The 13,997-nt window shown below is 46.0% G+C and carries 11 protein-coding genes, 3 tRNA genes and 1 riboswitch; of the genes, 2 read left to right on the top strand and 12 right to left on the bottom strand.

Translation table 11 applies throughout. The features are described from left to right. Positions 1-50 precede the first annotated feature (50 nt). The 8 genes from ACO9K6_RS12720 to ACO9K6_RS12685 form a co-directional block, all read right to left on the bottom strand. A complete protein-coding gene (locus ACO9K6_RS12720) occupies positions 51-650 on the bottom strand; it encodes a response regulator (protein ID WP_424767938.1) in 600 nt (199 codons plus the stop codon). A 28-nt stretch (positions 651-678) separates the two neighbouring features. After that, positions 679-1,797, bottom strand: a complete 1,119-nt coding sequence (locus ACO9K6_RS12715) for a histidine kinase (RefSeq protein ID WP_424767937.1) — start codon at positions 1,795-1,797, stop codon at positions 679-681. Between the two features lie 85 nt (positions 1,798-1,882). Beyond that, a complete protein-coding gene (gene desA / locus ACO9K6_RS12710) occupies positions 1,883-2,938 on the bottom strand; it encodes a Delta(5) desaturase DesA (protein ID WP_424767936.1) in 1,056 nt (351 codons plus the stop codon). 249 nt (positions 2,939-3,187) lie between these two features. Then, a complete protein-coding gene (locus ACO9K6_RS12705; RefSeq protein ID WP_424767935.1) occupies positions 3,188-4,420 on the bottom strand; it encodes an aminopeptidase in 1,233 nt (410 codons plus the stop codon). Positions 4,421-4,712: 292 nt separating this feature from the next. Next, positions 4,713-5,582 (bottom strand): SDR family oxidoreductase, encoded by an 870-nt coding sequence (locus ACO9K6_RS12700; protein ID WP_424767934.1) that lies wholly within the window; start codon positions 5,580-5,582, stop codon positions 4,713-4,715. A gap of 7 nt (positions 5,583-5,589) precedes the next feature. Beyond that, the gene (speD, locus tag ACO9K6_RS12695) at positions 5,590-6,399 is read right to left on the bottom strand and encodes an adenosylmethionine decarboxylase (RefSeq protein WP_424767933.1); all 810 of its coding nucleotides are present in this window, start codon (positions 6,397-6,399) and stop codon (positions 5,590-5,592) included. Between the two features lie 148 nt (positions 6,400-6,547). Further along, positions 6,548-9,454, bottom strand: a complete 2,907-nt coding sequence (locus tag ACO9K6_RS12690; RefSeq protein WP_424767932.1) for an EAL domain-containing protein — start codon at positions 9,452-9,454, stop codon at positions 6,548-6,550. A gap of 95 nt (positions 9,455-9,549) precedes the next feature. Continuing rightward, positions 9,550-9,634, bottom strand: a riboswitch (cyclic di-GMP riboswitch). A 261-nt stretch (positions 9,635-9,895) separates the two neighbouring features. Next, on the bottom strand, positions 9,896-10,888 hold the full coding sequence (locus tag ACO9K6_RS12685; RefSeq protein ID WP_424767931.1) for a Gfo/Idh/MocA family protein: 993 nt from the start codon (positions 10,886-10,888) through the stop codon (positions 9,896-9,898). Between the two features lie 192 nt (positions 10,889-11,080). Between ACO9K6_RS12685 and ACO9K6_RS12680 the strand changes: the two genes are divergently transcribed. Together ACO9K6_RS12680 and ACO9K6_RS12675 are read left to right on the top strand one after the other, a co-directional pair. Further along, positions 11,081-11,476, top strand: coding sequence for a GntR family transcriptional regulator (locus tag ACO9K6_RS12680; RefSeq protein ID WP_424767930.1), 396 nt, complete (start codon positions 11,081-11,083; stop codon positions 11,474-11,476). Between the two features lie 15 nt (positions 11,477-11,491). Continuing rightward, a complete protein-coding gene (locus ACO9K6_RS12675; protein ID WP_424767929.1) occupies positions 11,492-12,883 on the top strand; it encodes a DUF5808 domain-containing protein in 1,392 nt (463 codons plus the stop codon). 6 nt (positions 12,884-12,889) lie between these two features. Here the strand turns inward: ACO9K6_RS12675 and ACO9K6_RS12670 are convergent, their stop codons facing one another. The 4 genes from ACO9K6_RS12670 to ACO9K6_RS12655 form a co-directional block, all read right to left on the bottom strand. Then, positions 12,890-13,483, bottom strand: a complete 594-nt coding sequence (locus tag ACO9K6_RS12670) for a P-loop nucleotide/nucleoside kinase family protein (RefSeq protein ID WP_424767928.1) — start codon at positions 13,481-13,483, stop codon at positions 12,890-12,892. A gap of 72 nt (positions 13,484-13,555) precedes the next feature. Continuing rightward, positions 13,556-13,630, bottom strand: a tRNA-Gly gene (locus tag ACO9K6_RS12665). A 7-nt stretch (positions 13,631-13,637) separates the two neighbouring features. Next, positions 13,638-13,712 (bottom strand) — tRNA-Gln (locus tag ACO9K6_RS12660). Between the two features lie 30 nt (positions 13,713-13,742). Further along, positions 13,743-13,819, bottom strand: a tRNA-Asp gene (locus ACO9K6_RS12655). Positions 13,820-13,997 lie beyond the last annotated feature (178 nt).

Raw genomic sequence — 13,997 nt, 5'->3', positions numbered from 1 at the left:
GCAGCGTAACGATAACGATTCAGTTCAGCTTTCGGCCAATGCAGTCTCGTTTATTTAAACCAGCCCTTTTCTTTAAAGCGTGTAATAGCTTCAATACGGTTGCTGACGTCCAGCTTATCCAGGATGACGGAAATGTAATTCCGGACGGTCCCTGTCGTAATGAACAGCTCGCTTGCGATTTCCTTCGTATTCTTGCCGTCTGCGACAAGCTCAAGCACTTCCTTCTCCCGTTCGGTCAAAGGATTTTCTTGTCCATAGGCCTCATCAACAAGCTCAGATGCGAAAATTCGTTTGCCATCTATGACGCTGCGAATCGAGTTCGCCAGCTCCTCGCTCGGGCTGTCCTTAAGCAAATAGCCGCTAACCCCAGCCTTAAGCGCCCGCTCAAAATATCCGGACCGCGCGAACGTCGTCAGAATAATGACCTTGCAGTCATGTCCCTTCAGCTCCTCCGCCGCATCAAGCCCCGTTTTCACAGGCATTTCGATATCCATCATGCAAATATCTGGCTTATACTCATGAACGAGCTTAATCGCATCTTCTCCGTTGCTTGCTCTCCCAACGACCTTCATGTCCTCTTCCAAATCAAGCAGGGAAGCGAGGGCGCCCAGCAGCATGCGCTGGTCCTCCGCAATGACGATTCGAATCACCTCCCTCAGCTCCTTTCCAGGCATTTCATTATACTTGCCTTATCACATTCGGCACGGTAATGATGAGCATTGTACCATCCTTCGATACAATTTCGAGGCTTCCATTCACGAATTCCAGCCTTTCCTTCATGCCTTGAAGTCCATGTCCCCTATAGTTTTTCGCTTTCTCAGCGATACCTATGCCGTTATCCTTCACCTGCATTACGACCTCCGTACGGGAAGAATCGATCGTAACAGAGCAATGATGAGCGCCGCTATGCTTAACGACATTCGTGACCGCTTCCTTCAAGCACATACTGAGAACATTTTCCGTCATGGCATTGGTATCCTCCAACTGCACATCGCCCTCAAATTCAAATTCGATTTCTGCCGCCTTTAAAATTTGCTTCACACGGAACAGCTCATCCTCAAGCCGCGTACCCCGCATTTGCGTAACCATTTCCCGTACTTCTTTCAAAGCCGTTCTTGCCGTTTGACGAACATCATCGATCTCGGCTTGCGCCTTTTCGGGATTTGTACTCATTAATCTTCCCGCCAAATCGCTCTTCAGGCCGATCAAGGATAACTTCTGACCAAGCGTATCATGCAAATCCCGCGCAATACGCTGACGCTCCTCCAGCTTTACCAGCTCTGAAATCCGTTTATTCGCATCCTCCAGCTTGCCTTCAAGCTGCTCCTGCTTAATGCGGCTGTGCGTGTTGAAAGGTAATAGAATAACAACAATAAGGCTAATAAGAATGAACGGAAACTGTGTGAAAAAGAGTGAGTTCTGCGTTGCGAAGCCATAATTGACCGTAATAAACGTACTGGCCAGGTGTATCGCGTACAGTGTAATAAATCCGGCGCGATTCTGAATATTGCCGATAAAAAAAGCCAAAAAAACCGAAAAATAGACGTAGCTGAAAAGCAAAGTCATTGCGATTGAAATGACGATTTGCACGCTAGTCCAGAAATAAACGAGCCAGCCCTTCGAGACGAAGGACTGCCGGTAGCATATAAAGAAAAGAATGATCATAACGATCCCGGAAGCAACCTCATACGGTGAGGAGGACCGGAAAATAAAGTAAAAAGGGAGGATGTAGAAGACGACCCATACATAAGGGTTTAGACCTGTGCTTTTTTGAAAAATTTGATACCACTTATTCATGGTCGTCCACCCTTTTTTTTCCGCTAGAGCCGACTAGCTTATAACGTTTATCCTTCTATATTAACACACTGCTTATCTTACGTAATTATTTTCCCTGGAAACTTGGACGAGGATTCTTAAGCTTCTCCGAAGCAGCTTCCGGTCTCCGCAGATTGCGCTTCATCGCCCGGAAGCTGATAAACTTCTTGTCTGTCTCATCCCAAAGGTGAAAATTGAGCGATGCTAAGCTTTCCTTGATCGTGATCGTCGTTGCTTTGTGAAGGGGAGGCGTGGAATTATGCGCTTCCTCCAAGTAATAATTTGGCACCTTCGGGCTCAAATGATGCACGTGATGATAACCGATATTGCCTGTTATCCATTGCAATACCTTCGGTAATTTATAATACGAGCTTCCGTCTACGGCAGCCTTCACATAGCTCCACTCGTCTTCACTTTCAAAATAAGAATCCTCGAACTGGTGCTGCACGTAGAACAGCCATATACCCAACAGACCGGATACGAAGAAAATCGGGCCCTGTACGATAACGAACGCCTGCCAGCCGATCGCCCAGATAAGCAGCGCATACAAGCCAACAATCAGAGCGTTAGTCAGGTAAGTGTTCAGCTTTTCCTTGCGTCTTGCACCTTTACGGTTGAAGCGATATTGAAGAAGAAATACAGCGATCGGTCCAATGCCGAACATGACAAGCGGGTTCCGGTAAACGCGATATGCCATACGTTTTACGAAAGAAGCCGATTTATACTCATCTACTGTTAAAATCCATAAATCGCCAACGCCTCTTTTGTCGAGGTTGCTGCTGGTCGCATGATGGATGGCATGCGTGTTTTTCCACTGCATATATGGAACGAGCGTAAGAACGCCGGTAATCGTGCCTACGATATCGTTAGCCTTTTTTCTTTTGAAGAACGACCCGTGACAGCAGTCATGGAAGATAATGAAGGTCCGAATGACAAACCCTGAAGTAACCATCCCTAATGCAAGCGTAAGCCAAATCGAAACTGAAAGACTATAATAAGCGGCATACCAGAGCAGAACGAGCGGAATTAAGGTATTGATCATCTGTCTGATGCTCGATTTTAAATCCGTTTTTTCAAAAGGGGCAACTTCTTTTTTTAAGTGAGCTTGCTTCGGCTCTGTCATTAACTAATTCCTCCTTAATATGACGCTTGGAGACTACCCTGAACGTCTAACGTACTATTCTATAACTATTGTAAACAAAAGCGTCATGCCGCTGTAGTCATAAACGTCAATAAGAAGACATGACAAACGTCATACAGGGCACTGGAAAGTCCTAAGATATCTGTAACGAATCCCAGAAAAAAACAAAAAAAGGTAGCCGTGAAGCAGCCGCCGCTTCTCCAAGACAACCTTTTATAAAAGCTTGCGCTATTAAATTGCCCAGTTCCCTTTGCGGAAGATCGGAACAACCGTTCCGTCACTACGAATGCCGTCGATATCCATCTCGGCAGAGCCGATCATGAAATCGTTATGCGTAATACTTGCGTTTACGCCGTGCGCCTCAAGCTCCTCCGGCGACATTGTTTTACCGCCTTCAATGTTGAAAGCATAGCCGCTTCCAATCGCGAGATGATTCGATGCGTTCTCGTCAAACAGTGTGTTGTAGAACAAAATGTTCGATTGCGAAATCGGAGACTGATGCGGGACAAGCGCGACCTCGCCAAGGTAATGCGCGCCGTCATCGATATCAATCAACTTCTGCAAAATGTCCTGGCCCTCCTCAGCCTCTGCCTTCACGATGCGGCCACTCTCAAATGTCAGCTTAAACCGGTCAATAATATTGCCGCCATAGCTTAGCGGCTTCGTGCTCGATACGTAACCGTTCGTGCCTGTCTTCAGCGGAACTGTGAAGACTTCCTCCGTCGGCATGTTAGCCATGAACGGAACATTGTTTATGTTGGTGCTGCCCGCAGCAACCCAAATATGCTTCTCGTGCAGTTCAATCGTCAGATCAGTACCTGGAGCGGTATAATGCAGCTTCTGGAACCGATTTTCGTTCAGCTTCTCACCCTTGCTGTGCAGGTTGGCATTATGCTCTTCCCACGCTTTAACCGGATCATCCGTATGAAGTCTTACAGAATTGAAAATCGCCGTCCACAGCCGTTCGACCGCTTCCGCTTCTTCCGCTTCGGGGAACACCTTCATCGCCCACTTCTTGCTGGCAGCGGCAACAACCGTCCAGCTTACCTTATCCGATTGAATCGCTCGGCGGAATTCCTTCAGTCCTTCGCCGGAAGCCTTCTGGAAGCTGGAAATTCGTCCGGAATCGATCCCTTTCAGCAAGTCCGGACTGGAAGAAACGATGGAAATAAATGCCGCCCCGCGCTCAACAAATGAGTTGCGCTTATCGGTCTCCCAAGCCGGATACCGAGTAAACACCTCATCTGCCGCTTTTTCATACTTCAATCTGGACAGCGAATCATCGGTCCACTCCACATGAACGTTGCTTGCCCCTGCTGCATACGCCTTGTTTGCCACGAGCCTGACCAGCTCTGCATTGTCGACAGCGCCCGTTACGAATACCTCTTGCCCCTGCTGTACATTTACGCCGATCCGTACGATCAGCTCCGCATACTTATCTAAATGTTGTTCGAATTCTTTCATGAATCATCGTCTCCCTTTCATTCCAATACCGCCTGTTAAATCTTGCTATAGCTTGCATTGTATCCAATGTGCACCCCCTAGTCAAATGAGCCCCATTTCCAAAAAAAAATCGCCTTCCGTTGTTCTAAAGGAACAATTCTGCGACATTTCATTGCTGAAGAATCAAACGCAGCTCCACCGATAGGTACAAGCCATGATGTGGCTCCGCTGATGGAGAAGAGAAAATCGGGATTAATTAGACGCCGCACTGGGGAAATTATGCGAAGCTGCATGGCTTCTTGTGAGCTGACAATTAACCATTAACGACTTCTCCGCCATTAATATGAAGAAACTGACCCGTCATATAGCTTGAATCCTCACAAGCCAAATAGACGTAGGCGGCCGCCAGCTCATGCGGCTGGCCCGGCCGCATCATCGGCGTGTCGGAGCCGAATGTAGCTACAGCCTGCTCATCGAAGGTCGAAGGAATAAGAGGCGTCCAAATCGGACCTGGTGCTACTCCGTTAACCCGGATGCCCTGCCCGGCTACATTAACCGCAAGAGCTCGTGTAAACGAGACGATTGCGCCTTTGGTTGCCGAGTAATCAATCAACGATGGATTTCCTCGATATGCCGTAATCGAAGCTGTATTAATAATCGCGCTGGACTCCTTCAAATGCGGAAGGGCAACAATGGTAAGATAAAACATGCTGAATACGTTCGTCCGGAACGTAGCGATCAACTGCTCAGAGGTAATATCCTCAAGCTTCTGCTGCGGATGCTGCTCCGCCGCGTTATTCACAAGGATATCCAGCTTGCCGAATGCCGTAACCGTTTGGTCGACTACACTCTTGCAGAAGCCTTCCTCCCCGATATCTCCAGCAATGAGCATGCATTTCGCTCCCGCCTTCTCTACCGCTTCCTTCGTAGCCTTCGCGTCCTCATGCTCATTCAAATAAACAATGGCAACGTCCGCGCCTTCCTTCGCGTATGCAACGGCAACCGCACGGCCAATTCCGCTGTCGCCGCCCGTAATAATCGCTGTTTTCCCCTTCAGCTTGCCAGCCGCTTTATACGTTTCCGTTTCATAGACCGGCAGCGGCTTCATTTCCGATTCATAACCTGGCTGATGATTCTGATGCTGCGGCGGATTTACCTGCTTCTTCGTGGAAGTGCTCGGCATAATGGGATCAGCTCCTTATATTTTTTCCGTAAAAGATTTCGTCCATCTCAGTTTTCAGACTTCTCGTAATTTCCTCTTGCTCCTGCTCGGACAATGTATCCTTCGTATACCCAAACAAATAATTGTTCAAATCGAACCGCTTTAGCTTACATTTCGTGTGGAAAATGTTCTCCTGGTAAATATTAACGTCGATCATGTCATAGAGGATGCAATCTTCCTTCGGAATATAGTTCTGAATCGAATTGATGTCATGATCGATAAACAGCTTATGGCCGCTAATGTCGCGCGTGAAGCCGCGCACCCGGTAATCAATCGTCATAATGTCCGTATCGAACGAATGAATCAAGTAGTTGAGCGCCTTAAGCGGTGAAATCTCACCGCAAGTCGATACGTCGATGTCAGCTCGAAACGTGCTGATTCCTTCATTCGGGTGATATTCCGGGTAAGTATGTACCGTTATATGACTTTTATCCAAATGCATAACGACTGAATCAGGCAAGGGGCCAGGAGACTCTTCAAAAGATTCCGTAGGCGCCTCATCGACGGGTCCCTCCGATACGAGCAGAGTCACGCTCGCGCCCTGCGGAATGTAATCCTGCTTCGCTATATTAAGCACGTGGGCCCCTATAATATCCGACACCCCGTTCAAAATTTTCGTCAGCCTGTCTGAGTTATACTGCTCGTCAATGTAAGCGAGATATGCTTCGCGCTCTTCCCTCGTTCTCGTATAACAGATGTCATACATGTTGAAGCTCAGTGACTTCGTCAAATTATTGAAGCCATGCAGTTGAATGCGCTGCTCAGGCGTTAATTTCAACGCGAATCCCCTCCTTTACATTTACTACTATTTCCTATTACCCATTGGCCGATGCGACAAAACTGATTTTGGCAAAAAAAACAAAGCATCCCGCTGCCGGTCGATGCCGATTGCAGGATGCTTTATTTCCTATCTCTATGAAGTTCACTTATTTCAGCCTTTGCAGCTCCTTTATACGCAGCACCGGGTCACCTATATCATTTTGCGTTTGCGGCAGGATGCCCTCGAGCTGCTTAATCGCCAATATATTCAGTCCATTGACCAGCTCTGCATGCTCAACTTCCTTCATTTGAAATTGCACCCCATATTCATAAATCTTATCGTCTATTTCATTTGTCCAGACAATAAAGCCATGTATTTCATACATTTGATTCATGATTTGAGTCTTAAACTTCAATAAAATATCGCTGTTTACCGGCAGCTTAACACCGACCATAAATCGAAGACCGCCAGAACCGATATTCACGACAAATACTTCTGTGCTTCCAAGACTCACCCTTCTTCCTTTGAACATCGAAATCGTCATTTCAGCAATGATACTGTACTCTAGCTCGATTCGAAAGTATTTTCGGCGATTGATGATCGGCACTTTTTTACGCAAAAGCGCAGCCGGCATTAAACGGGAGTTATCTTTTAAATATTCCACAATAACCTCCGGATTAACTGGTCTGCTAAAGTAATAACCTTGTATTTCATCACAACGCAGCTCACGTAAATAGTTGAACTGCTCTTCTGTCTCAACGCCCTCTGCTACGACCTGCATGTTCAATCCTAGCGCTAACTGTATAATGCTTTGAATAATAAATTTGTTAGATTGCTCCGCAAGCATCTCCTCAACAAAGGAGCGGTCAATCTTAATCGTATCCAGACTCAATTGCTTAAGCAAGTAAAGTGAGGAATAGCCTGTTCCAAAATCATCGAGCGAAACTTTAATCTTTCGTTTCCTCAATTCAACCAAAAGCTCTGTTATGACCTTCTCATTGCTAATAAAAGAGCTTTCCGTAATTTCAATTTCCAAGCGATCAGGAGAAAAGCCAGTTTCCTCAATGACTTGGTCAATGATCTGCAATATATTTTGCTGCAGCAGCTGTTTCACAGAAAAGTTCACGGATACGGTGATCGCGGGCAGCCCCATACTTTTCCATTTCCTGCACTGCTTGCACGCTTCGCGCAGTACCCACTCACCGATCGGAACGATTAGCCCCGTTTCCTCCGCGATCGGAATAAATTCCGCAGGTGATACCTGTCCCCAGTCCGGATGATTCCAACGCAGCAATGCCTCGACTCCAACAATTTTCATCGAATGCGATTGCACCCTTGGCATGTACTGCAGGTAAAGCTCACCCTTAGCTAGCGCTTTTCGCAGGTCGTTGCTTAGAGCAAACAGCTTAAATGTCTGTACGTTTAATGAAGAAGAGTAGCTCTGGGACTGGTCTCTTCCGCTTGACTTGGCATAATACAAGGCCGTGTCCGCATTTTTCATCAGGCTTTCAACAGATTGTCCATCCTCAGGCGACTGACTAATGCCGACACTGACGGTAAGATTAAGCTCGAATCCCTCTACAAGGAAGGGCTCCTTAATTAACTGAATGGCAGCATTGACAATAGCCGTCACTTCACTTTGCATATGAAAATCAGTTATGACGATGGCGAACTCATCTCCACCGAGACGGTAAGCTATTTTACCGTTACTCGAAAAGCCTTTCAACCTATCGGCTATTCGCTTCAGCAATGTATCTCCTATCGGATGTCCTAATGTATCATTGATATATTTAAACCGATCCAGATCAAGCAATAGAACAGCTAGCTTTTGATTGTAAACTTCACAGATTTTAAGCTGCTTCTCGAGCTCCTCCTCGAACATCCTCCGATTAGGAAGCTGCGTCAAATAATCGTGATAAGCGAGATAATGGTTCTGCTCCTCCGTCTTGCTCCGATCGGTAATATCCAATACGGTTCCGATGATAGCTCTCTCACCCAGGTGAGTTATGCACTTATAATGAACCTCGCAAATGATAATACTTCCATTCCGCCTTATTACCCGATGACACAGATCCGTTAATGACTCACCTACCCCTAGCTCCGATATCTGGCCAGCTATCGATTTCCGGTCATTGCTATGAATCATTTCAATAACCGATAAACCTATTAATGTGTCATAACCCATCATAATGTCCAACTGCTTATTCGTATAAACAAACCGATCCTTCTGCGCGATAAAAATGCCTACGAGCGATTGCTCTACGATGCTTCGATATTTCATTTCCGCTTCTCTAAGAGAACGCTCTACCAGCTTCTGTTGCGTAATGTCCTTAGCAATGCCGTAAATTCCGATTAATTCATCGTTGATTATCATCGGAATATTCGTCACATTTACCTCTATAATCTCGCCATCCTTGGTGACGCCGGTCGTGTCATAGTTTAGCGGAGCGCGTGTCCTCACGGATTCCTCAAATTGATGAATGGTCATCTCGAGGCTTTCTTCAGCAACAAAATGATGAAAGCTGCCGCCTATAATTTCCTCTTTGCTATAGCCGAACATTTTCTCAAGAGCAGAATTGCACGACAAAAAACGACCATCCAAGTCAAACGAAAAGACAGCGTTTGGATTATTTTCGAATAATGATTTATAGTTTTGCTCTTCTACAGTTAAACGATGCTGCAATCTCTTGCCTTCGGTTACATCCTGTATCGTTCCGATTGTGATTGTTACTTCATCATTAGCATCCTTGACGTGGCTGATGTGAGACAACACGTCTCGCATCTCTCCATTTGGACGGACAATCCGAAACTCGCTATCGAGAGTTTCTTTCGTTTCAAGGGATAACTTGAAATTTTGGAGTACGCGATCGCGGTCTTCAGTATATATCAGACCGAAGAAAGCCTCCTCACTCACGGGGAAGTCATTGTCAATTCCACAAATAACAAACATTTGATGGGACCATGAAGCCTTCTGCCGCACATGATCAAATTCCCAATAACCCAAATTGGCTATTTTCTGAACAACCTCAAACCGGTTGTCGCTGCCCGTTTGACGCATAATATTTTGTTCCACTTTTCGAGTTCCCTTCCTATGTATAAAATATGCGTCAACCTGATGTTTGGAGGAAGAGTTAATCCAGCAATAACTGCAATAATCGTTATTCATCCTTCGATAACCCGGTCACCTTAAGAAATACCTATTAGGCCTGTTGGCTTTGCGTCGTTGCTTTCGACAATTTTGCTCTTAACAAGGACTTTAATCTTAATTAATTATTCCATAAAATCTTCAAGTATTCCATAACCAAATTTCAAGTAATTAGGTATAAATTTTTAACCAAAAAACAAGCTGTCCCATAAAGCTCGTGATACATAAATTCCACTCCCTCTCCACTTAATTTGTAAAAAAAAAGACCACCGACGTTATCGTCCATGGTCAGGCATTAAGGTGAGATAGCGATACAACTGACTCCGGAAAATGGGGGCGATGAAAAAATCCATTCCATCGGTCGAATGATTACAATACAACAGAATCTGCTGGATACACCAGTCCGATCTGTCTTCTTGCCTCGTCCATAATTTCCATCGTGGCTATCGAATTTTGAAAGGTATTTACCGAAGACTCCGTTTTACCAGCCTGAATTAGCTCAATAAACTCCTTAGCCTCGTAGTACATCAATTTACTGCCCATAGGCTGTGAAATATCTTCAATCGTTCCGTTCCGATATTGAATTTCGACCTTTCCAGCTTCACTGATCTTGTCAATAACCATACTGCCATTTTCCCCTTGGATCTCTGAAGGAATCAAGGAGTGTGTAATCTTCGAATACATAATGACTGCATCCATACTCTTATATTGCAGCACGATGCTTCCCTCCCCATCGACGCCGGATTCGAGTATGACACCGGTTGCTTTGATAACGTCCGGCTTGCCGAACAGCGCCACCAGCGGGTAGATACAATAAACGCCCAGATCCATCAAGGCCCCATTCGAAAAAGCCGGATTAAACGCATTGAGCACCGTACCGGACTTGTATGCGTCATATCTCGAGGAGTACTGGCAATAGCTCGCAAAATATCGACGCACCGTACCTAGCTTTTGCACATTTTGTTCAATGGCTTTAAAGCTGGGAAGCAGCGTTGATTTGAGTGCCTCCATCAACAATACGCCGTTCGCTTGTGCGGCAGCGATCATTTGACGCATCTCGTTCACATTCGAAGCCATCGGCTTCTCGCACAGCACGTGAATGCCTTTATTCATGCAGGCAATCGCATGATCCTTATGGAAGGAGTTCGGGCTTGCAATATATACAGCATCGATCTCACCGCTTGCAGCCATCTCCTCTACATCTGTAAAAATATGAGCGATACCGTGCTTGGAGGCAAATGCGCTTGCTGTCTCCTCTTTACGTGAATAAACCGCCTTTAAAGCGAAGCCCTCCACCTCGCGTGCCGCATCAATAAATGCTTCCGTAATCCAGTTCGTTCCGATCACACCAAATCGTATCATATTAGCTGCTCCTTGAAGTTATTTATAGGATTGTTCTTCTATTTTTCTCATACAATGTGCTTGAGCACCCTCGTTTATTATAGCTTTAGATGACATAGTCTGTCCAAATTTTCCAGCTGGATTTTTGACATCCTATTTTATTTGTATTATTATCTGCAATACAAACAATACTTTATTGCAAGAGGTGATCCGATGATTATTACATTAGACTATAATAGCGAAATTCCAATCTACGTTCAGCTTCGAAACCAAATCGTCATCGGAATTGGCGTAGGCGGATTGGTCCACGGGGAGAAACTACCGACGGTAAGACAGCTGGCAGATGATTTGGACGTGAATGCCATGACCGTCAACAAGGCCTATACCATTTTGAAAAACGAAGGCTTCATCTCCATCGATCGCAGACACGGCGCCAAGGTGGCGACGGAATGCATCAGAAATTCTGATTTCAATGCGAAGCTGGAACGCGATTTAACGCTAGTTATTTCAGAGGCTTGTCTTAAAGGAGTCGGACGCGAGGAATTCATGTTTATTTGCTCCAGCATTTTTGCAGCAGCTGCCGTTAAAAACCACCCCTTACCTGAATAGGAGGAATTACTTTTAATGAACAATCTGATGCTAATTATACCAACCGTAATTGCTTACATTATCATTCTTGTCCTTTATCTGAATCAAGCAAGGACGGGCAGCTCCATTTTGTTTGGCGTTACGCTCCCATCGCACGCCTTGGAGGATGCTTCCATTAAACAGCTGAAGTCTGATTACAAGCGCGCTTATACACGATTCGGTATTATTGCCTTTGTTAGCATCACACCTCTATTTTTGCTCGCGGACTACTTCTCTATGGCCTTTATCTATACGTTTATATGGTTTGCAGCATTTCTCTACACCGCCAAGCTTCCGTTCAACAAATTTCATCGCCTGACCACCGCCCTCAAAAGAGAAAAGGACTGGTTTGTCGGAGAAAAGCGCATCGTCCGTATTGATACTAAGATCAACCTGTTGAAAAAAGCCGGGGTCATCTCTCCACACTGGTTTTTAATTCCTGCTTTAATTTCTATGAGCCTGATTATCGCTTCTATTTCCAATGCCAACCTGCTGTTAAAAATGACCGGAGTCGCTTCACTCATCATGACGATCGTTCTATTCGGCATTTATGGAGCTTTTCGCAATATGAATATGAAAATCTACAGCGATAATCAAGATATCAATGCGGCTATCAATCGAGCGGCAAAGCGCTACTGGTCTGTCCTATGGTTAGGCATGGCCATATTTGAGAGTCTTAACGCCATTATCGCTTATACGATTTTGACGCAAGGCAGCTCGTCTAACTTTGACTTATGGGTAATTGGTATCGTTATGGTTTCTCTGGTTCCTCTTGGGGCGATATTCTACGTACATAATAAGGTTCGTTCTCTTGAGGAAAGTCTGGCTGATACAGACGGCCAAGGTATTCTGACCGATGACGACGAATACTGGATTAACGGCTCGACCTATTTTAACCCTAATGATCAGTCCGTCATGGTACCTAAACGCATCGGCATAGGGACAACCTTCAACATGGCAACCCGTACTGGAAAATGGATGCAATACGGCGGGATGGTGCTTGCCGTCATCATCGTATTGCCGCTTGCCGCGATGGCGGTTCGAGCGGACCATACATCGCCTGCACTGCTCATTCAGGAAGACGGCAAGGTTATTATCGATTATCCTTTGTACGATTACAGCTTCCACCTGAACGATATTCAAGAGCTTACGCTCGAGGAGACTGTCCCGAGCGGCTTCCGAACCAACGGGGCAGCAACGGCTGAGTATGCTCGCGGTAATTTCTCCTTAGAGGAACTGGGAGCAGCCAAGCTTTATATATTCAAAAATAAGCCACCTTACATCTTTATTAAGCTGGACGGCTTGTACGTTATTTATAATAAGCAAGACCCTGCTAAGACGAGAGCCGTTTATCAACAGCTGAACAATAGCAAACCCGCTGCAGAGTAACATGAGTCAAGTTGCGGCACCGTAAATAAAAGCTTCCAAAACGGCTAAAGCCTCTTGGTCTAACGGCTTGGAATTATCAAAATAAAGCACTGCCGCTGCTGGAATACTCCATTTCAGCTCTCGCTTCACAAGTGATTGGCTGAACTCGCTCCAGTGCTCGAGCTTCCACCGATCGATCTCTAAATCTCTTTGAGAGATACGGCTGTAATAAAGCTGCTCGTCTGGAAGCGTAACAAACACAACCTTTACATCAACATCACCTAATGAGGCCCCGATTGCTGAGAGCTCCTGCTCGATCCAATCCGGGGTCTCTGTTTCTTTCGTAAATGGACCAATGACCAGCGTATCCGTCCCGATTGCAATATTCTCTAGAGCGGCATCCATTGTAATACGGTAGCCTAGATCTCGGCAAAGCTCCTTGTATGCGGCAGAATCCCGGTCACTAGGATCAAGTCCTGCTTGCGTCATAAGCGCGACAGCCGCTGGACGAAGAAGTGTATCCATATCAAAAAATGCTGCACCGCTTCTCCTTGCCACAGCCTTCGCAAGCGTCGTCTTGCCCGCACCTGCTCCTCCTACAAAAAAAACCAGTTTACGCATTGAAGCATTCCCTCCCCTGCTGGATATACAAAAAAAGCATCCTGCTTAGCAAGATGCTTTGGTTAGAAATGATGGAGCGGAAGACGGGAATCGAACCCGCGACCCTCGCCTTGGCAAGGCGATGCTCTACCGCTGAGCCACTTCCGCATAAAAATGGCTGGGGATTCAGGGATCGAACCTGAGAATGACGGAGTCAAAGTCCGTTGCCTTACCGCTTGGCTAATCCCCAACAAAAATGTTAGCCAGATCGTTCATTCAATGGCGGAGCTGACGGGATTCGAACCCGCGGTCTCCTGCGTGACAGGCAGGCATGTTAGGCCACTACACCACAGCTCCATATTTGTTGCCCAAACCGTCAATATCAGTATGTAAAATGGTATGTTTTGCACGCTGAAAACTGGATACGAAAGAGAATGGCTGCTGAAAGCCTTTGCTGCTGTCTGCCGGATGTATGGGTCCATGCAAACTTTTTTAGGATAAGCCCTCGACCGATTAGTATTCGTCAGCTCCACAC

The organism is Paenibacillus praedii, assembly GCF_049725345.1.
Taxonomy (GTDB): domain Bacteria; phylum Bacillota; class Bacilli; order Paenibacillales; family Paenibacillaceae; genus Pristimantibacillus.
Note: the sequence above shows the minus strand (reverse complement) of the source record. Positions and strands in the feature narration are given on the sequence as shown.